Annotated in this window: 22 protein-coding genes; 6 read left to right on the top strand and 16 right to left on the bottom strand. The window is 48.3% G+C overall.

Features of this window, described 5'->3' with window-relative positions; genetic code table 11:
* Positions 1-167: 167 nt before the first annotated feature.
* Positions 168-338, top strand: a complete 171-nt coding sequence (locus tag R6242_RS11035) for a hypothetical protein (RefSeq protein WP_318426710.1) — start codon at positions 168-170, stop codon at positions 336-338.
* A gap of 12 nt (positions 339-350) precedes the next feature.
* On the opposite strand, the gene tpiA is transcribed toward R6242_RS11035, so the two are convergent.
* Both tpiA and glpD read right to left on the bottom strand, forming a co-directional pair.
* A complete protein-coding gene (gene tpiA, locus R6242_RS11040; protein ID WP_318426712.1) occupies positions 351-1,151 on the bottom strand; it encodes a triose-phosphate isomerase in 801 nt (266 codons plus the stop codon).
* A 13-nt stretch (positions 1,152-1,164) separates the two neighbouring features.
* A complete protein-coding gene (gene glpD, locus R6242_RS11045) occupies positions 1,165-2,667 on the bottom strand; it encodes a glycerol-3-phosphate dehydrogenase (protein WP_318426714.1) in 1,503 nt (500 codons plus the stop codon).
* A 224-nt stretch (positions 2,668-2,891) separates the two neighbouring features.
* Between glpD and R6242_RS11050 the strand changes: the two genes are divergently transcribed.
* From R6242_RS11050 to glpT, 4 genes are all read left to right on the top strand, one after another.
* Entirely contained in the window at positions 2,892-3,671 is a 780-nt protein-coding gene (locus R6242_RS11050) for a DeoR/GlpR family DNA-binding transcription regulator (RefSeq protein WP_293933334.1), read from the top strand.
* A gap of 1,044 nt (positions 3,672-4,715) precedes the next feature.
* Positions 4,716-6,221, top strand: coding sequence for a glycerol kinase GlpK (gene glpK / locus R6242_RS11055; protein ID WP_318426718.1), 1,506 nt, complete (start codon positions 4,716-4,718; stop codon positions 6,219-6,221).
* Between the two features lie 50 nt (positions 6,222-6,271).
* Positions 6,272-6,976, top strand: a complete 705-nt coding sequence (locus tag R6242_RS11060; RefSeq protein ID WP_318426721.1) for an MIP/aquaporin family protein — start codon at positions 6,272-6,274, stop codon at positions 6,974-6,976.
* An 80-nt stretch (positions 6,977-7,056) separates the two neighbouring features.
* Positions 7,057-8,439 carry a glycerol-3-phosphate transporter gene (glpT, locus tag R6242_RS11065; protein ID WP_318426723.1) on the top strand — a complete coding sequence of 461 codons (1,383 nt, stop codon included), beginning with the start codon at positions 7,057-7,059 and terminating at the stop codon, positions 8,437-8,439.
* A 105-nt stretch (positions 8,440-8,544) separates the two neighbouring features.
* Here the strand turns inward: glpT and R6242_RS11070 are convergent, their stop codons facing one another.
* From R6242_RS11070 to R6242_RS11095, 6 genes are all read right to left on the bottom strand, one after another.
* The gene (locus R6242_RS11070; protein WP_318426725.1) at positions 8,545-8,703 is read right to left on the bottom strand and encodes a hypothetical protein; all 159 of its coding nucleotides are present in this window, start codon (positions 8,701-8,703) and stop codon (positions 8,545-8,547) included.
* A gap of 179 nt (positions 8,704-8,882) precedes the next feature.
* Entirely contained in the window at positions 8,883-9,878 is a 996-nt protein-coding gene (gene rfaD / locus R6242_RS11075; RefSeq protein ID WP_318426727.1) for an ADP-glyceromanno-heptose 6-epimerase, read from the bottom strand.
* A gap of 397 nt (positions 9,879-10,275) precedes the next feature.
* Positions 10,276-11,967, bottom strand: coding sequence for a glycoside hydrolase family 9 protein (locus R6242_RS11080; RefSeq protein WP_318426729.1), 1,692 nt, complete (start codon positions 11,965-11,967; stop codon positions 10,276-10,278).
* A gap of 3 nt (positions 11,968-11,970) precedes the next feature.
* Positions 11,971-12,873 carry an ROK family protein gene (locus R6242_RS11085; protein ID WP_318426731.1) on the bottom strand — a complete coding sequence of 301 codons (903 nt, stop codon included), beginning with the start codon at positions 12,871-12,873 and terminating at the stop codon, positions 11,971-11,973.
* Between the two features lie 28 nt (positions 12,874-12,901).
* Positions 12,902-13,576, bottom strand: a complete 675-nt coding sequence (ung, locus tag R6242_RS11090; RefSeq protein WP_412100000.1) for a uracil-DNA glycosylase — start codon at positions 13,574-13,576, stop codon at positions 12,902-12,904.
* Positions 13,573-14,079, bottom strand: a complete 507-nt coding sequence (locus tag R6242_RS11095) for a PilZ domain-containing protein (protein ID WP_318426734.1) — start codon at positions 14,077-14,079, stop codon at positions 13,573-13,575. The genes ung and R6242_RS11095 overlap by 4 nt, the downstream gene beginning before the upstream one ends.
* Positions 14,080-14,219: 140 nt before the next feature.
* Between R6242_RS11095 and R6242_RS11100 the strand changes: the two genes are divergently transcribed.
* Positions 14,220-15,266, top strand: coding sequence for a carbonic anhydrase family protein (locus tag R6242_RS11100; protein ID WP_318426737.1), 1,047 nt, complete (start codon positions 14,220-14,222; stop codon positions 15,264-15,266).
* 120 nt (positions 15,267-15,386) lie between these two features.
* Here R6242_RS11100 and R6242_RS11105 read toward each other — a convergent pair whose 3' ends face one another.
* From R6242_RS11105 to lpxA, 8 genes are all read right to left on the bottom strand, one after another.
* Positions 15,387-16,169 carry an RNA methyltransferase gene (locus tag R6242_RS11105; protein WP_318426741.1) on the bottom strand — a complete coding sequence of 261 codons (783 nt, stop codon included), beginning with the start codon at positions 16,167-16,169 and terminating at the stop codon, positions 15,387-15,389.
* 278 nt (positions 16,170-16,447) lie between these two features.
* Positions 16,448-17,854 (bottom strand): HDOD domain-containing protein, encoded by a 1,407-nt coding sequence (locus tag R6242_RS11110; RefSeq protein WP_318426744.1) that lies wholly within the window; start codon positions 17,852-17,854, stop codon positions 16,448-16,450.
* Positions 17,842-18,561 (bottom strand): class I SAM-dependent methyltransferase, encoded by a 720-nt coding sequence (locus R6242_RS11115; RefSeq protein ID WP_318426747.1) that lies wholly within the window; start codon positions 18,559-18,561, stop codon positions 17,842-17,844. The genes R6242_RS11110 and R6242_RS11115 overlap by 13 nt, the downstream gene beginning before the upstream one ends.
* Positions 18,558-19,454 carry a flagellar motor protein MotB gene (motB, locus tag R6242_RS11120; RefSeq protein ID WP_318426749.1) on the bottom strand — a complete coding sequence of 299 codons (897 nt, stop codon included), beginning with the start codon at positions 19,452-19,454 and terminating at the stop codon, positions 18,558-18,560. The genes R6242_RS11115 and motB overlap by 4 nt, the downstream gene beginning before the upstream one ends.
* Positions 19,455-19,476: 22 nt before the next feature.
* Complete coding sequence (gene motA, locus R6242_RS11125) at positions 19,477-20,337, bottom strand: flagellar motor stator protein MotA (protein WP_318426752.1); 861 nt, start codon at positions 20,335-20,337, stop codon at positions 19,477-19,479.
* Between the two features lie 123 nt (positions 20,338-20,460).
* On the bottom strand, positions 20,461-21,042 hold the full coding sequence (gene rnhB, locus R6242_RS11130; RefSeq protein ID WP_318426754.1) for a ribonuclease HII: 582 nt from the start codon (positions 21,040-21,042) through the stop codon (positions 20,461-20,463).
* Positions 21,039-22,208, bottom strand: coding sequence for a lipid-A-disaccharide synthase (gene lpxB / locus R6242_RS11135; protein WP_318426757.1), 1,170 nt, complete (start codon positions 22,206-22,208; stop codon positions 21,039-21,041). The genes rnhB and lpxB overlap by 4 nt, the downstream gene beginning before the upstream one ends.
* A 1-nt stretch (position 22,209) precedes the next feature.
* Positions 22,210-22,986 (bottom strand): acyl-ACP--UDP-N-acetylglucosamine O-acyltransferase, encoded by a 777-nt coding sequence (gene lpxA / locus R6242_RS11140; RefSeq protein ID WP_318426759.1) that lies wholly within the window; start codon positions 22,984-22,986, stop codon positions 22,210-22,212.
* Positions 22,987-22,996 lie beyond the last annotated feature (10 nt).

Here is a 22,996-nt window from a genome sequence, read left to right on the forward strand (position 1 = left end):
CGACCATTGAAAAGCAGAGCAACTGAGCACTGGATACGGCACAAATCCCATACCGCCTCTGGCCCTTAGGTAAACTTACCAAACCCAAAAAATACTGACTAAAAAATTTCAAATAATAAAAACAGACTTACTCGAAAACCAATATAGATTTTAAGCAATACATTTCAATGAAATTATTAGTTATAAAAGAACGCCAAAGCAAAGAAATGAAAGTCTATAATAATATTCAAGAAAGCAAATGCAATACACAACCAATACTTCATTGGCTTCAAACACAAAAAAGCCCGCTAGCAATGAAGCTAACGGGCTTTTTATGCGCACAAAGCAAAGTGCGCTAAGACGAACGGAATTTAAATCATGGCTGAGCGGTAAATACTCAGTAAATCCAGCACATTCAAAGAGGCGCCCCCTACCAAGCCACCGTCAATATCCGGCATGGCAAATAGCGATGCGGCATTGTCTGCTTTTACGCTGCCACCATATAAAATGGTCACAGATTCACCCCATTCAGGCACAAACAGCGCCAACTGACGGCGCAAAAAAGCATGCACGTCTTGGGCCATCTCTGGCGTTGCCGCAAGCCCTGTGCCAATCGCCCAGACCGGCTCATAAGCCAGCACAAACACGGCTTTTTTTTGCATGAGTTGCAAAATAGCGTTGATCTGCTCGGCCAAGACCACCTCGGTTTTGCCGCCCTCTCGATCCTCCATCGTCTCACCGACACACACAATCGGGATCACCCCAGCAGCAATACACATGGCCGCTTTTACTGCCACGGTTTGGTTGCACTCGCGATGCCGATCACGGCGCTCGGAATGCCCCACAATCGCATAGCGGCAACCCAGCTCAGCCAGCATGGTGGCCGACCATTCACCCGTGCGTGCACCATGTGTGACCTCCGCCACATCTTGCGCGCCGTAATGCACGCCAGAGCGATTAGCCAGCCGCCCCACCTCGCCCAGATAAGGCGCAGGTGGGCATACTACTAGCTCAACTTTTGCATTCGCTGCGTCTGCAAGGCGTGGCAAGCTTTCCCTGCAGAGCGCAAGATTGCCAAACATCTTCCAATTAGCCACCACCATTCTTGCACGCGGTGCTGCTATATTCACTGGGCAGCTTACCGTTGCGTCTTGCATATCCATCGCTTGCATTATGTTTCCTTGATTAAACGAGCACCGCCGCACGGCTTGTTTGATGGGACAGCCATTGGTTTAATACTTCTTCAGCACCTAGCGGCAAATGCAGTTTCAATTTGGTTCTGCGCCACAGCATATCTTCGGCGCTTTTTGCCCATTCAAATTGCATTAAATAGCGCACTTCCGCCTCATAGAGCTGCGGCAAAATAGCCTCGCCTAAATCGGCCACGCATTTTTTACCCTTAAGCAATACCGCCGTGCGTGAGCCATAAGTACGAGCATAGCGCTGTAATAAATCACTAGGGAGCCATGCATATTCATGCGCTAAGCTTTGCATAAATGCTTCAAAAGTCCCATTTAGATCACCACCTGGCAAGGGTTTGCTGGCGCTCCATGACGGGTGCTGATTACCCAAATGGGGTGCAAGTAGATCAACAGCCTGCTCTGCCAGCTTACGATACGTTGTAATCTTGCCGCCAAAGACCGATAGCAAGCCTTGGCTAGCATCAAATTCCAAAGAGTAATCACGGGTCACGCTGGCGGCATTGCCAGAGGCATCATCCAATAAAGGGCGCACGCCAGAAAAGGTGGCCACCACATCCTTAGGGCTGATTTGCTGCTCAAAATAGCGATTACTCATCTGGCAAAGGTAGGCTATTTCGTCTTTATCAATACTTACTTTGGCAGGGTCGGCGTGGTATTCAACATCGGTTGTGCCAATTAAAGTGAAGTCTTTTTCGTAAGGAATAGCAAAAATAATGCGTTTATCAGGGTTCTGAAAAATATAGGCATCGGCATGATCAAATAATTTTCTCACCACAATATGGCTGCCTTTCACCAAACGCAGCGCATGTACTGATCTTTGCCCGACTACATTTTTAAGTACGGATTCCACCCAAGCCCCTGCTGCATTGACGACAGTGCGTGCTTTAACCGTCTGCGCCCCGCTGGCACCTTGTAAGGTGCAGTGCCATAAATCTTGTTCGCGCTTCGCCGCCACGCAAGCGGTTTGGGTGTACACCACGGCACCGCGCTCTACCGCATCCATGGCATTGAGCACCACCAAACGCGCATCTTGTACCCAGCCATCGGAGTAAGCAAAACCATGGGTATAGCCTGCTTTTAATGGCTGGCCCGAAGCATGGCGATCAAAACGGATGGTTTCTGTACCCTTTAAAACTTTTCGGCTAGCCAAATGATCATAAAGAAACAATCCTGTACGAATCAGCCACTTAGGACGGCCCTCTGGATCGTGCGGCATCACAAAACGCAGCGGCCAAATAATATGTGGGGCTAAATCCAGCAGCACTTCGCGCTCTTGCAGTGCTTTGCGCACCAAGCCAAATTCGTAATATTCCAAGTAGCGCAAGCCACCATGAATGAGCTTAGAACTGGCGGACGACGTATGCTGCGCCAGATCGTCTTTTTCGCACAGGCAAACAGAAAGCCCACGGCCAGCCGCGTCTCGCGCGATCCCGACCCCATTAATCCCCCCTCCAACTACCAGTACATCGTAAATTTTCTCTTCCACGTTTTGGCCCCAGATGCGGTGAACTTTATTGACTATTACCCAAAATAATACACAAACAAATACAAAACAACAAAATACTAACATTATACTTTCGTAAATGTTTGCTATGAAAAACCCCTACACAAAAAAACACTTTCTCATCGCGCAGCTTGCGTGGGCTTGATAAACTAATAAAAAGCAATTAATCCCCATTACCCACACTGCCCAGCCACTGAGAACCCCGCATGATTCTTAATTTACGCCAGCAAGAACTTTTGAAATGGGTGCAAAGAGAGGCTTATGTCAGCGTAGACAAGCTGGCCGAGCACTTTGATGTCACCCAGCAAACCATCCGCCGTGATATTCATCAGCTGGTTGAAAACAAGCTAGTACAAAAACTACATGGCGGTGTAAGCACACTATCTAGCGTCGAAAATGTGGCCTATGCCGCAAGGCAAGTGCTGCTGATCGAAGAAAAACAAAGAATTGCCGAGTTGGTAGCGGCGCATATTCCAAATAACGCCTCTTTATTTATTAATTTAGGCACCACCACCGAGGAAGTCGCCAAAGCGCTGCGCCACCATCATGGCCTACATGTAATTACCAACAATTTGAATGTAGCGGCAATGATGTGCACCTATCACGATTGTGAAGTGATTATTGCAGGCGGCATGGTGCGGGGGCGGGACCGAGGCATTACAGGCGAGGCCACCATCGACTTTATTAATCAATTTAAAGTGGATTACGGCATTATCGGCATCTCTAGCATTGAGGCCGATGGCACGCTGCGCGATTTTGACTTTAGAGAAGTACGCACCGCCGAGGCGATCATTAAGCAATCGCGGCACGTTTTTTTAGTGGCCGACCATTCCAAATTTGGCCGCCCCGCCTTGGCACGCCAAGGCCACCTCTCCCAAATCACCGCGCTATTTACCGACAAACCGGTTGATGCGGCGATGGAAAACGTTATCAAAGAATCAAAAACCCAACTCTACGTTGCATCAGCAGCGCCAAGTGCTGGCTAGCTTTTACTCATGCGTTTTTGTTGAGCGGGTAAAGAGATACCTGATTATGTCTCTTGCTCAATTTCATTATAAATATCGTCGGGCGGGTGAAACCCAATCCTATCAACTTAAGCAATATGCCATTCGTAGGGCGGGTGCAACCCGCGAGTAATGCTAAAAAACGCGGGCTTCACCCCATGTGCGCCAAGCAAAAAATAATGATATGAATCAGCTGGTTAAATCTTAAACCACAGAGAACACAAAGACCCACAGAGCTTCACAGAGAAAATAAAGCTCTGTTTTGAGCCTTTCTCTGTACCCTCTGTGCTCTTCTTTTACTCTGTGGTTCAAGGTTTAGCGCCATTTCATGCACAGCTCAGGCTCTATGTAACTTTAGTTAGAGCATATGGGGTTTCACCCGCCCCTGTATGCGCTAAGCAGAAATACTTGTGGCGTGCATGAGCTAAACCTTAAAACCGCAAAGTACATAGAGTTTCATAGGCCAGACGAAGTGGCATTTTGGGTATTCATCTGTGTTCTTTATGTTCTCATTATCTCTGTGGTTCAAGATTTGGCCCCTCATCACTCCCCGCTGAATTTCATGCTGGCTTTTAATTAGCAGAATACCCAGCACTTTTTTAGGGCAATTAGGCTTTGTATTGATCTAGAAATACAGCTCCTCCCTCTTCGCACCTTGGCTAAACATAGCATTAGCCCTTTTTCCGCCTATGCAAAAATATGATTTCAGCAGGAATTTTTATTTTATTTGTTCCATTTTGCATAAAAATGCAACAAACAAAAAAACACTTTTTTTGCTTACACCCCTTGGGAATGCTCGCCTTAGCGCTTTTGTAGTCGGAAAAGATCGATTACAAGCTGCGGCATTCCCTGATATAAATCATCGTTACAACGATTAAAATCAAAAATGATCAGAAAGTAACATTTACCGGCAACAGCCACCTTTCTAGTCTTATGGGCCACCCATCCGCCAGAGATACGGGGCCTTAAACACCAAATGCACACCAATTAACACATCGCTTGCCGCAAGATGCAAAGGGGATAAAAGTGAAAGAAAAATACATTTTGGCGCTTGACCAAGGAACAACCAGTTCACGCGCAATTTTGTTTAACCAGGCAGGCGACATCATCTCGATGGCGCAAAAAGAATTCAAACAAATCTACCCTCAGCCAGGCTGGGTTGAGCACGACGCACTCGAGATTTGGATTGGTCAATCTACCGTGGCACACGAAGCCATTACCCGCGCCAATATTGATAGCACCCAATTAGCGGGCATCGGCATTACCAATCAGCGCGAAACCACCGTGGTATGGAATCGCGAAACTGGCCTGCCGGTGTATAACGCCATTGTTTGGCAAGACCGCCGCACCGCGCAGTATTGCGATGAAATCAAGGCTCAGGGTTTAGAAGCATCCATCCGCGCCAAAACCGGCCTACCGGTCGATGCCTATTTCTCTGGCAGCAAAATCAAGTGGATTTTAGATAATGTAGCAGGCGCTCGTGAGCTGGCTAACGCAGGCAAACTAGCCTTTGGCACGATTGATAGCTGGCTTATCTGGAATTACACCCAGGGCGAAGTGCATGTCACCGATGTATCTAACGCGTCTCGCACCATGCTATTTAATATCCAAACCCTAAGCTGGGATAAAGACCTACTAGAGCTGATGGATATCCCCGCCAGCATGCTGCCGGAAGTGCGCTCATCCAGCGAAATTTATGGCTACACCCACGAAGCCACCCTAGGTAGCCGCGTGCCTTTATCTGGCATTGCAGGCGATCAACAAGCGGCGCTATTTGGCCAGCAATGCACCCGCCCCGGCATGGTTAAGAACACCTACGGCACGGGCTGCTTTATGATGATGAATACCGGTGTAACGCCGATCATCTCTAACAACAATCTCATCACCACCATCGCCTGGCAAATTGGCGATCGCGTGGAATACGCGCTGGAAGGCAGTATTTTTATTGGTGGTGCAGTGGTGCAATGGTTGCGTGACGGCCTTGGCATGATCAACAAATCATCCGAAGTGAATGAGCTAGCAGGCCAAGTCAGCGATAGCGACGGCGTTTATTTAGTACCTGCCTTTGCAGGACTTGGCGCACCACACTGGAATCAAGACGCACGTGGCTCTCTATTTGGCGCAACGCTAGGCACTAAATCAGCCCATATCGCTCGTGCAGCACTGGATAGCATTGCCTATCAAACCGCTGACGTTCTGAAGGCGATGGAAGCCGATGCCGGTATCAGTATTCCAGAGTTACGCGTCGATGGTGGCGCCAGCGTCAACCCACTCTTAATGCAATTTCAAGCCGACATTTTAAGCACAGATGTGATTCGCCCCAAAATCACCGAAACCACCGCACTCGGTGCGGCTTATCTAGCGGGCCTTGCCGTGGGCTACTGGAAAAGCATTGACGATGTGCAAAGCCAATGGCAATTAGATAAGCGCTTTAGCGCCGAAATGCCGGCAGAAACATCCCAGCAATACCTAAAAGGTTGGCATCGCGCGGTAGAAGCCACTAAGACATGGGCTAACCACGAAGCGGTTTGATTTTTTTATTAAAACCCTGCCAAGCTGGCAGGGCATTAAGGATCTACAAAATGACTCCATTAATTGCCGAGTTTATTGGCACCGCGCTCCTAGTCTTATTAGGCAATGGCGTGGTTGCCAATGTATTACTGAATAAAACCAAGGGGCAAAATAGCGGCTTAATTGTTATTGCCTTTGGTTGGGCAATGGCCGTGTTTGTGGGCGTATTTAGCGTGGCGGCCATTAGTGGTGCCCACCTTAACCCCGCCGTAACTATTGCCTTGGCTGTAGCAGGCAAATTTGTCTGGGGCAATGTGGCGGGTTATATCGTGGCACAAATGTTAGGCGGCATGGCCGGTGCCTTAGTGATGTGGTTAATGTATCGCAAGCACTTTGAAAGCACAGAAGACAGCGATCTAAAGCTGGCGGTTTTTTGCACTGGCCCAGCTATTCGCAGCCTACCAGGCAATTTGGTTTCTGAAATCGTCGCGACTTTTGTCTTGGTATTTGCGATCTTAAGCATGGTTTCACCAAAAATGTCACTCGGCGCGATGGATGCCCTGCCCGTTGCCTTATTGGTATTGGGGATTGGCGTATCACTAGGCGGCACAACCGGCTACGCCATGAGCCCAGCCCGAGATTTAGGCCCACGCATCATGCACGCCCTACTGCCTATTTCTGGCAAAAGAAACAGCGACTGGGGCTACGCATGGGTACCCGTGGTTGGCTCAATCATTGGCGCGGTACTTGCTGCACTGGCTCACGGTATTCACTAAATTTTTCAGCCAGTCACTTGATTGGCCCACTCCTCGCTTAACCAATGCGGCTTTTATGCCGCATGATAAGGAGCGCTCAGATGTTTAAATTTTTAAAGCCTGCACCCCATATCGCCCGTATGGACGAACAAAAAATCGACAGCAGCTATAAACGGCTGCGCTGGCAACTTTTCCTCGGCATTTTCTTGGGTTACGCCGGTTATTACCTCGTGCGTAAAAACTTCTCACTCGCCATGCCTTATTTGGTTGAGCAGGGTTTCTCACGTGGTGATTTAGGCGTTGCCATGTCCGGCGTAGCCATTGCTTATGGGATATCTAAATTTCTGATGGGGGCGGTTTCAGACCGCTCAAACCCCCGTGTCTTTTTATGCATGGGCTTACTCCTTTCTGCGGCTATTTTTCTGTTTATGGGCTTTGTTCCATGGGCCACGTCCAGCGTCACCATTATGTTTGTACTGCTGTTTCTGAATGGATGGGTGCAAGGCATGGGCTGGCCACCGTGTGGCCGCACTATGGTGCATTGGTGGAGTCAGAAAGAACGTGGCTCGGTCGTTTCGGTATGGAACTGCGCACATAATGTTGGCGGCGGCATGATAGGCCCGCTATTTATTTTAGGCATGGGTTGGTTCAACGATTGGCGTTCGGCATTTTATGTACCTGCGGCGGCGGCCATTGCCATTGCCGTATTGGTTTTTGTAGTAATGCGTGATACGCCGCAATCCTGCGGCCTGCCTCCGGTTGAAGAATATAAAAACGACTATCCAAAAGACTATAACGCTGAGCATGAAATTGAGCTGAGCGCCAAAGAAATATTTAAAAAATACATCCTGCCTAATAAACTGCTCTGGTATATCGCCTTTGCAAATGTATTTGTCTATTTACTCCGCTACGGCGTATTGGATTGGGCCCCAACTTACTTAAAAGAAGCCAAGCAGTTTTCAGTCGACAAATCATCATGGGCCTACTTTCTGTTTGAATGGGCCGGTATTCCAGGCACCCTACTTTGCGGCTGGATGTCAGACAAAGTATTTAAAGGCAACCGCGGCGCAACGGGTTTATTCTTTATGGGCTTAGTGACCATTGCCACGATCGTTTATTGGCTAAACCCAGCGGGCAACCCAACCGTTGATATGCTGGCACTGATTGCCATTGGCTTCTTTATCTACGGCCCAGTCATGCTCATTGGCCTACATGCTTTAGAACTAGCACCCAAAAAAGCCGCCGGAACCGCCGCCGGATTTACTGGGCTGTTCGGATACCTTGGTGGATCAGTAGCGGCCAGTGCCGTAGTTGGCTACACGGTGGATCATTTTGGTTGGGATGGTGGCTTTATGCTGCTGATCGGCTCATGTATCGCTGCCATGGCTTTACTGGCATTGACCATGCTAAACGACACCCCTGCCAACAAAACCAAACGTGAAGAGAAAATGCTTAAACCACAGCTAGCCAAAGCCAATAGCTAAAAAAGCTGTCATAAAAAAATGCCGCACTCTAACAAAAGTGCGGCATTTTTTATAAGGGCAAGCGCCACGGGATAGTGCTTTATTAAAACTATGCATTGAACGCCCTTATTTATTATTCCAAGCAACTTGATAAGACGGGGACGTCAGCGTAGAAACCTGAGCGTCTCTTATGCCTTCTTCATGCGCATTGACAATTGCCATATAGATTGCAATGTGCACCAAGGCCACAATAAACAAAACTAATAGATGTGAAGTGAACCGCATGATTTTGACTCCATTACGCCGTGTTGATCATTACACTGTAATAGGCAAAAACAGGGTTGAGTAGGTGTAAGCGACAAGGTGCAAAAGCTAAGTAATAAAGTGCAAAAAACGCGGGCTGAAGTGCTATATAGAAGGGAAAAGCCAAGCAAACCGCACGGCTTTTCCCTTGTTTGGGCGGCTTATTTTTGCAATAAAACCTCTACATAACGGCCCACACCTTCTGCTACTGTCAAGAAATCCTCATCGTAGCCAGATTCCCTTAGTAAAGTGGTATCCGCCTCAGTAAAGCTTTGATATTTACCCTTCAAAGCATCAGGAAACTCAATGTATTCCAGCACGCCCTGCGCCACCATTTCATCTAAAGTGAGCGCAGCTTTACCCTCATGGGCGCGGCAAGCATTAACCACCGCCAATGCCACATCATTAAAGGGCTGGGATTGGCCTGTGCCTAGATTATAAATGCCGCAAATTTCTGGGTTATCCATAAACCATAAATTGGCTTTAACCACATCTTCAACCGAAATAAAATCACGGGTGTGGCCGCCATTAGCGTAACCCGCGTATTCGCCAAATAATTTAACTTTGCCACTCTCTTTATATTGATTAAAGTGATGAAAAGCCACTGAAGCCATACGGCCTTTATGCTGCTCACGCGGGCCGTAAACATTAAAGTATCTAAAACCGACAGCCTGCGCGGTTAATTCATTCATGCGCTGGCGTAATACTTGATCGAAGAGCAATTTAGAATAACCATATACATTCAATGGCGCTTCGCAATCTGGCGTTTCAATAAAGCCATTATCGCCATTGCCATATGTTGCTGCGCTAGAAGCATATAAAAACTGCACTTCCTCGGCCTGACACCAGTCGAATAAGGCCAGCGTATATTGATAGTTATTATCCATCATATACTTGCCATTATGCTCCATAGTATCCGAGCACGCGCCTTGATGGAAAATAGCGGTGATTTCGCCGTCATAATGGCCATCACTGAGATCAGCAATAAAATCTTCTTTATCTGCATAGTGGCTAATCTGACAATCCACTAAGTTTTTAAATTGACCTGGCAGGCTTAAATCATCTACCGCAATAATATCGGTTTCGCCACGTGCATTCAGGCCCTTGATAATATTTGAGCCAATAAACCCTGCCGCTCCGGTGACCACGATTGCCATTTTTTATTCCTTATTTAAATGCAAATAGTGCCATTTGCATATTAACGCGTGGACACAAAAGCGTGCCCACCCTATATTTAACTTGGCGATGCCTCTTGTTCAATAACGCCGATGTAAATGCATTTTTTACAGCGAGCAATGCTCAATAAATACGCGGGTTTCACCTCAATCCTATCAACTTAAGCAATCTGCCATTCGTAGGGCGGGTGCAACCCGCGAGTAATGCTAAAAAAAGCGGGTTGCACCCGCCCTACGATGTTTCAATGCTGGCAATAAATAGATCTAAGTTGATCGCTTGAGGTTTAACGATCAACAATGTCCTTAAGTTGATAGGATTGGGCTCCATCCGCCCTAGACTATTGATGATGCGTTTGACCAAGAGACATCATCAGAACATTTAATCTTTGCCAATGCGTGTACTCAGCGCCAAGAATAGCCATGCCCCATGCGGCATCCATTGCTCTGTCCAGCGCCAACTATTTGCCATTGTGGCGATCTCTGATTTTTTAAAATCAATATCATTTTCATCATCCAAACCACTGGTAATGCCATTACATACGCCGCCTGGCGCGTTATAAAAGCCCACTTCGTAGCGTGGATTATTGCGCCCCCAGCCCTGCAACATGCAGGCATCAAATGGGTTTGCCCCCAAGATCCAATCTAGACAAGCTTGCTCGTACTGCGCCAATTGTGTGACTAGGGGCGCTTCTGTAGCAAAGATACGCTGCGCCCTTGCAGCAGCCGCCGCAATCGAGCCTAAACGGGCATTCTCACCCTGCCACCAATAACCCGTACCATTATCATGTGGAATAAAAAACTGCGCTTGACCAATATTCCCTTGTTTTACAAATTGCCGTGGATAGCCAAAAGGGTTATTTACGCTATTAAAGGTTATGGCGAACTCAAACTGGTAGGCCAAACGTAGTGTTTCTCTGATGCGCCCAGCCAAGGGTGAGGCGGGAACCACTTCGATAAAACGCATCAAGGCGATATAGGGCAGGCCCGCTTCGGCGGCATGGAAGTAGCTACGCTCGCCAAGGGCATCGGCGGTAAACCACCCCTCTGCCGTTTGTCGCTCCAACAGATTTAAAACTCGCCGTGCAGCTGCGTCTGCATAGCAAGCACTGCCGCTCACTGCCAGTAGCTCGCAAGCAGCGAGCAAGGCGCAGTAATCGTCAATAATGTTTTCTGTATTGTCACTTAAGTATTCAATATTGTGCTGCTCAAGATGGCTAAAGCCCAACTCGGCCGCCTGTAGATATTGCTCACGGGTAAATTCACCGTCACGGTGCAGTGTGGAGGCCCGCGCCAGCGCCGCAATCGCCATGCCGCCACCTTGGCGAAACGCCGCCTGATAGCTATCAAACTTTTCACCTTTTTGCGTTTTATACTCACAAATATCACGGCGGTTTTCGTCTTTAGACCACTGATCAAACACCGTCATATAGAAATAGCCAGCGGTATCTTGCATACGCAGTAGATAATCTGCGCCGTGCAGCGCTTCATCGGCAATTCTTTCATTAAACCATTTGGATTGCGGCGACAATTGCGCGTGGCCATCAATCAGATTCCACACCACTTGCGGCGTTTGCTGTGGATTCATAAAGTTAGCGTAAGACAAATGGCTTAAATACTTAGAGCAGTCTCCCGATGCGTCATACCAGCCACCATGCACATCACGGCGCTCTTCGCTACCCCACTTTGGGCGGCTTTTATCGGTCTGATCATACAGGCCCGTGCAGCGCTGGCCTTTGATGTAATGCACAATATCGGACAGAATCTGCTCAGAAAAAACCCGCTTTGCTACAGCAAAAGTGGCAGACACCAAGGGCGGGCTGATCTCATCCAGCAGCAAAAAATACTCACCCTCAACGGCCAGCGCAGAGAAATCGGCCACCCAATAATGCCAAGTTCCTGCACCCCAGTTATCCACCCCACCGCTTTTTTGTAATTCTCCAGCAAAAGCCAGCTCGCGCGATGCGGCGTGGTAGATGCTAAAACGGCGAGCTATTAAATCTGCAGGCGCATCAATAATGGCTTTTTTCTGCCCTGCCAATTCAAAACCAAGGTGATTTAAAAGTATTTTCATTTCTTATAGGCTCCCTTTTAGCGCTGAAACAGAATTGGAATTTAGCCAGTTGCGTACTGCCCCTAGCATCCCCGCATGATTGCCCGCCGAGGCTAATTCAATTTGCGTCATAGATTGAAAGTCTGGCAGTAGCTGCTGCGATACCGCTGCCCTAATATCTTGCAAAAATGGTGCGCCACGGCCAGCAATTCCACCACCTAAAATAATCTTTTCTGGATTAAAGGCATAAATTAAATTGGCGATGCCGGTGGCTAATAGGGCCAGCCAATCTGCCACCACCGCTTGCATCACCACATCCCCCGCGTCCACACGGGCAAACACCGCTTTTCCATCTAAGCCCAGCTCGCCGCTTGCGGCCACTGCCCGCCGTACCAAGCCCGACATCGAGGCTTGCGACTCCCAAACCTGCCCGCCGATATTCATATAGCCCCACTCGCCTGCGGCAGCGCGATGCCCACGATGTAAATGCCCTCCTAGTACAATGCCGCCACCAATACCCGTGCCAATCGCTAAAGCTAAATAATCTTGCACACCTTGCGCCGCCCCCGTCCAGCCTTCGGCCAAGGCCACACAATTCACATCATTTTCTGCCGTAACGGGCAGGCCAAACTCGGCTTCAAATACGGGGATCAGCGAAATGCCTGGGTACTGAGGTACGGCTTCCGCAGCGCCTAAAACGGTGCCGCGCTTTGGCTCAATCAGGCCAAGGCTACTGATAGCAATACCACAGGGTTGATATTGCGCCACCAAAGGGCGAGCCAATTCAAGCAACCGCACCAACAAGGCGGGGCCACCGTCACTAGCGCAAGTATTTTGACTATGCGCGGCGATCACTTCGCCGGTATTACTCACTATGCCGTACTTTATTTGCGTGCCGCCTATATCAAAGGCTAAGAGCTGGGGCATAACATTGTTCCATCAATGAATTAATTAACTAAATCTTTATTTCCCAATTAATTGCAGTTTTACCCCGTGCAATTAAATATTGATTGGCGGCCGAGAAATGTCCATTACCAATAAAACCACGATACACCGAGAGCGGCGATGGGTGGGCCGAGCATAAAATGCAATGCTGGCTGCTATCAATCAGTGCTTGTTTTTTTTGTGCGTAAGCGCCCCATAGCATAAATACCAAATGCGGGTAGCGCTCGGCCAGCGATTTGATCAAAACATCACTTAATCCTTCCCAGCCCTGCTTAGCGTGCGATGCGGCGCGATCCGCCTCCACCGTTAACACGCAGTTCAATAACAAAACCCCCTGCTGCGCCCAGCTTTCTAGATTGCCATGCTGTGGTGGGCTATGCCCCAAATCTCGGGCAATTTCTTTAAAAATATTAACTAAAGATGGCGGCGTTTTCACACCTATTGGCACCGAAAAGCTTAATCCGTGCGCCTCGCCAGCACCGTGATAAGGATCTTGCCCTAGGATCACTACTTTAACGTTTTCAGGCGCAACACTATTAAGTGCCGCAAACCAAAGGGGCTGTGACGGGTAGATAGTTTTACCGGCAGCAAGCTCAGCCGCTAAAAACGCATTGAGCTGCTGCCATTTTGCACTGACCAATACCTCGCCCGCTAAGGCTTGCCACGCTTCAGGCAAGCGCATCATGCCGCGGCTCCACGCTCGGCATGCACGATGCGGCGATGGTTTCTAAATACGGTGCGCTCAAACCAATCGCGTAAGGCTTCTTCTTTTAACTGCAAGCGAGCAGTGATGGCATAGCCTTGCCCACTCACTACACATGAAATAATTTCGGCAGGCAATTGCAAGGAAAAAGGCAGTATATGCGAAAGACTTAGCGTCAGCGCGCCATGAGCGCCCACCGGCAAAGCCGTAGCATCTAGCCAAGAGATCGTTTCTAAACTAATAACGGCCTCTTTGGCTGTAGGCAAATCTTGGCTTAGGTGCTTGGCAGTCCAAAGCAGCATCAAATCCAGCTTGGCATGCAAAGCCTCTTGGGCGTGATTGCGCTCATCGCTACTGGCTTCAAACTCAGCCAATACCGCCAGATAGCGAGTGGCTTCAAATGCGCTTTGCTGCAAAGTGGCATGCCAAGCAATCGGCAGGTGAGCAAAAAAATGTACGCCATCAGGAATAGGAAGCTGATTCATAAGATTTGAACCCAAATGTTGTTTTACAAATTATAACGCGGCAACCTTGCCATTTTGCTAGCAAATTTGCATCAAACGTCAACAGTTTCTTGCAAAAAGGCCTATAAAAACATGAGTAATATTGACTTGGACCTGATGTCATGCGCTACTTTGCACTGTTTTTGTGTTTAATGTTTGCTTTAGCTCGCGGCAATGAGCCTAGCCACGCGGCGGCCCCAAGCAAGGTGGAGAGTAAGCCTAGTCATGAGCCACCGGCTAGCCATGAAGCAGCAACTAAAGACGCGCCCAAGGCCAGTCATGAAGCACCCGCCAAAGCCGCGCCAAAGCCCAGTACTGCAGAGCCACCCGTCAGCGAAATACTCACCCCCCCTGTACATGCCGCGCCCCCACTGGGCAAGCATGGCATCCCCAATCCAAGCGTGAGCCATGCCCCAAAAAAACGACCAAGCCACGCCCCAGCGCATGGTGCGGCCCATGCACCATCAGGGCATGCCGCCCCTCATGAGGGCGGGCACTGGGCTTATGAAGGCAATACAGGACCAGAGAACTGGGGAGGAATGAGTCCTTCATTTGCTTTATGTAGAGAGGGCCGTGAGCAATCACCCATTAATATTACAACCAGCTACGCGCAAGAAATGGAGAAGATAAAATTTAACTACGGCATGACTAAGATTACCGTGGTTAACAATGGGCACACAATCCAACTGAATATTGACCCAGGCAGCTTTATTGAGGCGCTAGGTGCTAAATACCAGCTATTGCAGTTCCATTTTCACACCCCAAGTGAAGAAGCCATTGGCGGCATCCGCTACCCTATGGTGGCCCACTTGGTGCACAAAAGTGACGATGGCAAGCTGGCCGTAGTCGCCGCGCTCATTCAGCAAGGCGCGCAAGACAATCCTTTAATAGAAGCGCTATGGGACAAAATGCCAAGCGAGCATAATGAGACCCGCACCTTTGACAAGCTCACTTATAGCCCCGCCGCTCTACTCCCCCTTGATCAATCTTTTTATACTTTTATGGGCTCACTCACCACGCCGCCTTGCTCTGAAGGCGTGCGCTGGCTGGTAATGAAAAACCCTTTAAGTATTTCTGCCCGCCAAATTGCTCGTTTTAGAAAAGAATTCCCCATGAACGCCCGACCAATTCAAGCGATTAACGCTCGAAATGTGATGGAGGGGATGTAGTTACATCACAAATCATTGGCAACGAAACACACAAGAAATTACCTGATTATGAACAAGAGCCACATTACTGCCACTTAAACCAAGGCAGCTAGATATTTATTTTTCGTGTACTCAAGACTATTAAGCGCAACTCAGGCTCACTTGCCTTTGCCGCTCGTAGCAAAGGATCGCCGCAGCGGCGGCCACATTCAGCGATTCAATCTGCCCACCCATAGGAATCGTCAAGCGTAAGTTGGCTGCGGCTTGCATCGCTGCAGAAACCCCAGCGCCTTCTGAGCCAAGCACCAAGGCTAAATTTTGCGCAAGATCAACGGTGTAAGGCGGCACGGCCTGCTCTAGCACCGTTACCGCTACCGCGCCGTTAAAACCAGCGGCAAAAGCAGGCAAAGCCATATGCTCAAGCATATCTAAAACAAAATGCGCCCCCATGCCTGCACGCAATACTTTAGGTGACCAAATATCTGCACACTCATCGGCAAGCAACACTTGATCCACACCAAATGCCGCAGCGGTACGCAAGATGGTTCCTACATTACCAGGATCTTGCACGCCATCCAGCAGCAGGCAAAAGCCGTCTTTCCTTACGGCCTTTGCTGCGGGAATGGCGTACAGCCCCATAATGCCAGTGGTGCTGGGTAAATCGCTTAACTCGGTAAACAAAGCCTCATCCAAGACGATTTGCGGCACAGTAAACCGCAGCAATAAGGATTGCACTTCGGAGTTTTCTAAGGCGGCGGGGGTTAAAATAATTTTTTCAAGCAAGCCACCTACATCAGCCAATGCCAATAATAAATGTGTGCCATCTAACAGAGTTTGCCCTGTTTTGCGCCGCTCTTTACGGCTAGTTGCCAGCTTTAAAAGCGTTTTAAAAAAGGGATTCTGACGGGAAGAAATAAGCAGCATAGATAACCTAAGATATTACACACAACGACAATTTATCCACGAAAAACACTAAATACACGAAAAAACAAATGCAATGCGCATGATCTCTGCTCGAACAACTTTTCATTTTTCATCGGGATAACAAGATTTATTGATCGTATAAGTGGTTGATTTTAATTGTTTATTGTTAGGGGCAAACACAGAATGCAACTAATGCGATATCTATTGGTGATTTTGGGCATTTCGTGGATTACGCCTTTTTTAACCTTGCTGCGTAAGATCCGCAAACCAAGACAAAATCATCTTGACTGGGCAGGATGATGAGATAAAGCACGGCTAGTCAGCAAGCCAATTTGCTTAAAGTGCTGGTAATGTGTTTCAGCGAGGCTATCGCCCCCCTGCCTATCGGCATAAATAATTCCTACCGCTTTGTCACCAACAAAAATAGACATGGCGCAAAAATCATTATGCCCAACTTGCTCTCGAAAGCCGACGGGCAGCATTGGCTCTAGCGAAGCGGCGTTGCTAGGATTAAACCAAATACTCTGCTGCTTAAGCATGAGCCGCGTCAGCAAATGCGTCTCATCCAGCTTGATATGCAGCTGGCGAGCAGGATCCGCCGCATCTAGGCCATGGGCAAAGCGCGCTTTAATTGCATTTTCGCCCGCCACCAGCAACGCAAATAAAATCCGCTGCATACCCAGCCCTTCAGCCAAGGCCCGTACCGCTAAAGTCATAATTTGATTAGCCGGTGCACCTTGAGCACCCGCCAAATGTAAGGCCTGCATACGCTCAGCAAGAATATCTTTTTCAACTTTCACCTCCACAGGAGCAGCAAGCGCTGGGGCAGGTGCAACCGGCAAAGGCCACTCACCAGGCAGCATGGGTAACCAGCGAGCGGCAGGCCAGCCTTGTTTTTGTGGCTCATTTCTTGCGTAAAACAGCATCAAGCGATTAGTGCGCTGCCAAACATCATCCACACTGGTATTTAACACCTCCGCCATCTGCTGTAACAGCTTGGCCACCTCCGGCTGCCACCAGCCACGATCAAGCAGGGTAGCCAAGCGCAAAGTGGCGTGCTGTAGCACTTGCCGTGGCAAGGCATCCGCTTCTGGCTCTGCCAGTAAAACACTTAAGGCATGGGGCAAAGACCAAGCCGCGAACAAGGCATGGGCGTGGTCTCGCCCATGCGGAGCCGTTGCATCCGTATCATGTGCTAAAAGCTCCAACACCTCGGGTATGCGGCTTAGTAAGGCAGAGATAAAAATTTCATCTAAGTGCGCGTCATAGCGCTCCCCAGCAAATTCACGCGCCATTTTTGCCATAAAGCGGCTATCGCCAATCAGCTTATGGATTCGAGCAATGCTGCGCGGGTGGCCTTGTAATACATCCTCCAAAATAGGCATTTTTATAAAATGCTCAATAAATGGCGCAACGCCCATCAACATCACAATGCCATTAATGGTGGTGATATCCGCAGACAAACTGTTTTTTTGCCGCTGATTTATATAACGTAACGCTTGCGCAGTCAGCAAAGGATCTTTTAAAACAATATCAGCCAAATCTGACGGGTGGAGCCGATCTGCACGCCGCAAGGCCACCAGCAATTGCTCCTTACTGGATTGCAAAATAGGCAAGCCGCGACGTGCCCAATAGGCAAGCCATGCAACATTACTTTTTGCGGCGGTTTGAGCTAGATTTTCCATACTAAAAGTCGGCTGCCTTTCCAGTCTCCAATATTACAGACGCGCTCTGGAGGCACATTGGGAATATCAAAGCTATTGCTAATTAATAGGCTACCGGGGCGCATTTCTTTTTGCGCTTTTTCCCATAGCAAGCCCATTGGCTCGGGAGATAAATAAGCATAAACCACATCGTACTCTGCCAAATCGGCAGCAAAGGCATCGCCATGTTGCCAGCCCGCGGGGCTATTGGCTAAACGAATTCGGCCCAGCAACCAAGGCAGCCAAGCAAACTCAATACCATCGGCTTGCACATCCGGCCGATGGCGCACAAACCAAGCTAACACCGTACCCGTACCCGCACCAATATCCAACAAACGTGAGCCTTGCGGCACTTGCTCGGCCAGTTGCTCTAAGGCTTGGCTATTACTCAAGTACAGCGGCACGCGATTGCGTAACACGCCGCCAAAGATCATCCAGCACAATAAAAAAGCCGCCAAATACCAAAGCGGGTCAATTGAAAGACTAATCGCCAGCAATAACAAAAAGGGAAATGAAAAATGAATCAGGCTCCACCATTTTCTATCGTGCCAAGGTATTGCAGCAATAACAGAAAAAACACCTGCAAAAAGTGCCCAATAGAAGGCGGGCCATCGCAAAATAAACACGCATCCTGACGCTGCTAATATTGCACCTAATTGAATCAGCGCAAAACGAGCGGCCTGTGTCATTTACTCGGCTTTGGAATGGTGGCGATAGGCTCGGCTTTTTCTTCTTGACCTTTACCTGCCTGCTCACGAATATTGTTTTCTGCATCGTGATTCAAGACCACGATACTGATTCGGCGATTAATGGGGTTATAGATATTACCCGTGTCTAGCGGCACAACATCGCCATAGCCATTGACGCGCAATATTTTATTATCAGGCAGCCCCCCAGCCACTAATTCACGGCGCGACGAATTGGCGCGATCAGCAGAGAGTTCCCAATTGCTATAGCCATTATCGCCACCAGCAAATTTAGATGAATCAGTATGCCCAGATAAAGACACCGAATTAGGCACTTCATTCAAAAACTGGGCTATTTCTTGCAACATGCCGCGACTAAAAGATTCAAGCTCTGAGCTACCCGATTTAAACATGGGCCGATTTTGCTCATCCACAATTTGAATTCTTAAGCCTTCTGACACCATATCCATCTTTAATTGATCTTTAAACTTAGCCAAAGCAGAGTTTTCTTTGACTTTGCTGTCAATCAAAGCTTCAATTTTTTGTTTTAATTCAGAGAGGCGTTTTTTATCTTTAGTGGCTTCAGTAATCACATCGCCTTTCTTAACTTGCCCCGCTTGCTGGGTAAGATCATTGCCCCCCCCTTTAATCAAAGACGTAGCATCTCCTGCACCATCGCCCCCCGACATCGAGACTTTCAGCGGGTTGGCAAAGTAGCTGGTAATCCCTTTCATGGTTCCTTTGGATACCGAGCCTAGCAACCACATCAACAAGAAGAACGCCATCATTGCCGTTACAAAATCGGCGTAGGCAATTTTCCAAGCGCCACCATGATGGCCATGGCCACCTTTTTTGATGCGCTTTACGATTATGGGGCGTTGTGAATCATCGCTCATTTTGCACTCAACCTATCTGTGATTACTTACCCTTAGCACTCTTAACATGCTCTTCCAATTCTTTAAAACTAGGCCGCTCGTGAATGCTCAACGCTTTACGGCCAAATTCAACCGCAACTTGCGGCGCATAACCATTCAAACTTGCCAGCAAAGTCACTTTTACCGCCTGAAATGCAATACTCGTCGCCATACCCTGCTTCTCGAGTACCGTTGCCAATGGCCCAAAAAAGCCATAAGCCAACCAAATCCCCATAAAGGTCCCCACCAGTGCGGCACCAATCAACTCACCCAAGGCAGGAGGAGGTAGATGTAAGGAGCCCATCACGTGAACTACCCCCATCACCGCCGCCACAATACCGAAAGCGGGCAAACCATCAGCAAGCTTGGTCACCGCATCAACGGCCACGTGGGCATCGGCATGGTGCGCTTCTAGCTCTACATCCATTAAGTTTTCAATTTCCATTGAATTTAGATTACCCCCCACCATTAAGCGTAGGTAATCACATAGAAACTCAGTTAAATGATGATCGTGTGAAACAGAAGCATATTTGGAAATAATCGGGCTGGAATGCGGGTCTTCAATATCGGTTTCAATCGACATTAAGCCCTCTTTACGCACTTTTGAGAGAATCTCAAACATCATGGCAAAGAGGTCCATATAAAAAGGCTTGTTATATGGAGAGCTTTTAAACATCAGAGGCAAAGCAGCAATGGTGGATTTCATCCCTTTTGCGCCTTGCGCTGCAATCATTGCGCCGATCGCACCACCAAAAATAATAATCAACTCGGAAGGTTGCCAGAAAGTACCTAAGTGCCCGCCGTGTGCCGCGTAAGCGCCCAGAATACAAACGCACATGAAGATATAGCCAATAATGACGAACATGCGTCAGCTTCCCTGTGATGACTTAATAAAATAACTTACTTAAGATGCATATTAGAAGATTGATTAGAGTGCGACAACCAATCCGATGGATTAAAGCAAAATGATTGATGCTTTAATCTATTTTTACCAAAGTGCAGCTTGTGCACTGGCCTTTATAACAGGTCCAAAACTTTTTCTATGCACAGGGCAAGGTCCAAGGCGTTTTAGGGCCTCTAAATGCTGGGCGGTGGGATAACCTTTATGCTGGGCAAAGCCATAACCCGGATATAAAACCTCAAGGGTTTCAATATCACGATCGCGGCTGACTTTGGCTAGAATTGAGGCTGCCGAGATACACGCTTCCAATGCATCGCCCCCCACAATAGCGCGTCCTGCAACGGTTAAACCCTTAGGTACTCGATTGCCATCAATCAAGGCCTCAGTAGGCACAACAGATAGGCCAGCAACGGCGCGTTGCATGGCCAACATGGATGCATGCAGGATATTTAATTCATCGATTTCTTCGATTGAGGCCTGTGCCACCGACCATGCAATCGCGCAGGATTTAATGGCATCAAACAACACATCGCGGCGCTTCGCACTCAATTTTTTAGAGTCATTCAAGCCAGGTAAATCATAGTTTTCCGGCAGAATAACTGCTGCCGCATAAACCGCGCCAGCCAAAGGCCCCCGCCCCGCCTCATCTACACCACAAATTAACTTCAAACTTTCACCCCTAATACAGCGCAAACAGCATCGGCAGCCCGCTCGGCAGCATCGCAACGCAGGCTATGATGCAAATCAGCAAAACGATCACTTAATGCGTTCGATAAACGCTTATCATCGAATAGATTGGCCATTGCTTGTGCCAAGTTGTCAGGTGTGGCGTCGTCTTGTAGTAATTCTGGCACAATAAATTGCCCTGCCAATACATTAGGCAAGCTGACATAAGGTAGGCGTAATTTTCTTTTAACCATGCGATAGGTTAATGGTGATAGGCGATAAGTCACCACCATCGGGCGTCTTGCCAGCATCGCTTCCAAGGTTGCGGTTCCTGATGCCAATAAAATAACATCGGCAGCCTGCATAGCCTCGTGTGCGTGACCAAACATCAAGCGGAACGGCAGCTCTTGTGCGCCTTGCTTCCAGATTTCCCTCTCAAACAGCAAGCGGGTTTCGCGTGTCACAAAGGGCACTAAAAACAGCGCATTTGGATAGCGTTCAAGTAGTTTTTTTGCCGTTTCAACAAACAGCTTAGCCAGCATGTCTAATTCGCTTTGTCGGCTACCTGGCAATAAAGTAAATACCGCCCGCTGCTCGGGAATTTCTAATGCTTCACGCACGGCGAGCTGATTAGGCTCTGCTGGAAAAATCTCAGCCAGCGGATGCCCAACATAGCTGGCAGGAATACGCGCATCTCGATAAATTTTTTCTTCAAACGGGAACAGCAGCAGCATGTGTGAAACACATTGGCCAATTTTTTTAAGCCGCTCAGAGCGCCAAGCCCAAACAGAGGGCCCCACATAATGAATGGTGGGCACGCCTGCTTGCTTCAGTGCTTTTTCTAAAGAAAAATTAAAATCAGGCGCGTCAATACCAATAAATAAATCAGGTTTATTGGCCAATAATTGTTTTTTTAATTGCCGCCGAATTCTAAGTAATTCTGGCAAATGCCGAATGACTTCTAAGTAGCCGCGCACCGATAATTTTTCCATGGGCACAACGGTTACGCAGCCTGCGCTTTGCATTTTAGGGCCAGCAATACCAAAAAATTCAGCATGAGGTAGGCGTTTTTTAAGTGCCAAAATAAGCTGGCTGCCTAATAGATCGCCCGAGGCTTCTCCGGCCACCACCGCAATGCGCGGGCGGCCTTGAATATGGGATAGCTGCATATTAACGGATGATTCCGCGTGTAGATGCTGCAAAGAAATCGACAAAGGGCTGTAGCTCAGGTTGAGTCAAGCACTGCTCCTCAAGCATTTGACGTGCATCTACAAAAGGAATGCTTTTGCGATACAACGTTTTATAAGCGCGTTTAATATTAGTAATTTGCTCACTACTAAAACCACGGCGCTTTAATCCTTCGCTATTAATGCCATTAGGCACGGCGCGATTACCCGCAGCCAATACAAAGGGCGGTACATCTTGCGCCACTGCCGCCGTAAAGGCCGTCATTGCATGCGGAGCAATCTTACAGAATTGATGCACGGTGGTAAAACCACCCAAAATCACCCAATCGCCAATATCCACATGGCCTGCCAAGGTGGTGTTATTGGCAAAAATAGTGTGATTACCAATTTTGCAATCATGCGCAATATGCACATAGGCCATAATCCAATTGTCATTGCCAATTTGGGTTACGCCTTCATCCTGAGCCGTTCCAGTAGAAATGGTGACACTTTGGAAGATGGTATTGCCATCACCGATAAGCAGCTGAGTAGGCTCGCCAGCATATTTTTTATCTTGAGGATCGCAACCGATACTGGCAAAAGAATAGATGCGATTATTGCTACCAATGCGGGTATGCCCAGCAACCACAACATGGGCCTCTAAGCGAGTGCCCGAGCCAATAGAAACATGCTCGCCAATCACGCAATATGGGCCGATCTCTACATTATCAGCCAGCATTGCGCCATCATGAATAATGGCGGAAGGATGAATTTTAGACATTTTATTATTC

The sequence above is a fragment of the Iodobacter sp. CM08 genome (genome assembly GCF_033446605.1).
Classification (GTDB): Bacteria; Pseudomonadota; Gammaproteobacteria; order Burkholderiales; family Chitinibacteraceae; genus Iodobacter.

What these genes read in the sequence shown, in the direction of transcription:
- R6242_RS11035 (WP_318426710.1), top strand. Translation starts at nt 168, where the DNA reads ATGAAATTATTAGTTATAAAAGAACGCCAAAGCAAAGAAATGAAAGTC.
- tpiA (WP_318426712.1), bottom strand. Translation starts at nt 1,151, where the DNA reads ATGCAAGCGATGGATATGCAAGACGCAACGGTAAGCTGCCCAGTGAAT.
- R6242_RS11050 (WP_293933334.1), top strand. Translation starts at nt 2,892, where the DNA reads ATGATTCTTAATTTACGCCAGCAAGAACTTTTGAAATGGGTGCAAAGA.
- R6242_RS11060 (WP_318426721.1), top strand. Translation starts at nt 6,272, where the DNA reads ATGACTCCATTAATTGCCGAGTTTATTGGCACCGCGCTCCTAGTCTTA.
- glpT (WP_318426723.1), top strand. Translation starts at nt 7,057, where the DNA reads ATGTTTAAATTTTTAAAGCCTGCACCCCATATCGCCCGTATGGACGAA.
- R6242_RS11070 (WP_318426725.1), bottom strand. Translation starts at nt 8,703, where the DNA reads ATGCGGTTCACTTCACATCTATTAGTTTTGTTTATTGTGGCCTTGGTG.
- rfaD (WP_318426727.1), bottom strand. Translation starts at nt 9,878, where the DNA reads ATGGCAATCGTGGTCACCGGAGCGGCAGGGTTTATTGGCTCAAATATT.
- R6242_RS11080 (WP_318426729.1), bottom strand. Translation starts at nt 11,967, where the DNA reads ATGAAAATACTTTTAAATCACCTTGGTTTTGAATTGGCAGGGCAGAAA.
- R6242_RS11085 (WP_318426731.1), bottom strand. Translation starts at nt 12,873, where the DNA reads ATGCCCCAGCTCTTAGCCTTTGATATAGGCGGCACGCAAATAAAGTAC.
- ung (WP_412100000.1), bottom strand. Translation starts at nt 13,576, where the DNA reads ATGATGCGCTTGCCTGAAGCGTGGCAAGCCTTAGCGGGCGAGGTATTG.
- R6242_RS11095 (WP_318426734.1), bottom strand. Translation starts at nt 14,079, where the DNA reads ATGAATCAGCTTCCTATTCCTGATGGCGTACATTTTTTTGCTCACCTG.
- R6242_RS11100 (WP_318426737.1), top strand. Translation starts at nt 14,220, where the DNA reads ATGCGCTACTTTGCACTGTTTTTGTGTTTAATGTTTGCTTTAGCTCGC.
- R6242_RS11105 (WP_318426741.1), bottom strand. Translation starts at nt 16,169, where the DNA reads ATGCTGCTTATTTCTTCCCGTCAGAATCCCTTTTTTAAAACGCTTTTA.
- R6242_RS11110 (WP_318426744.1), bottom strand. Translation starts at nt 17,854, where the DNA reads ATGGAAAATCTAGCTCAAACCGCCGCAAAAAGTAATGTTGCATGGCTT.
- R6242_RS11115 (WP_318426747.1), bottom strand. Translation starts at nt 18,561, where the DNA reads ATGACACAGGCCGCTCGTTTTGCGCTGATTCAATTAGGTGCAATATTA.
- motB (WP_318426749.1), bottom strand. Translation starts at nt 19,454, where the DNA reads ATGAGCGATGATTCACAACGCCCCATAATCGTAAAGCGCATCAAAAAA.
- motA (WP_318426752.1), bottom strand. Translation starts at nt 20,337, where the DNA reads ATGTTCGTCATTATTGGCTATATCTTCATGTGCGTTTGTATTCTGGGC.
- lpxB (WP_318426757.1), bottom strand. Translation starts at nt 22,208, where the DNA reads ATGCAGCTATCCCATATTCAAGGCCGCCCGCGCATTGCGGTGGTGGCC.
- lpxA (WP_318426759.1), bottom strand. Translation starts at nt 22,986, where the DNA reads ATGTCTAAAATTCATCCTTCCGCCATTATTCATGATGGCGCAATGCTG.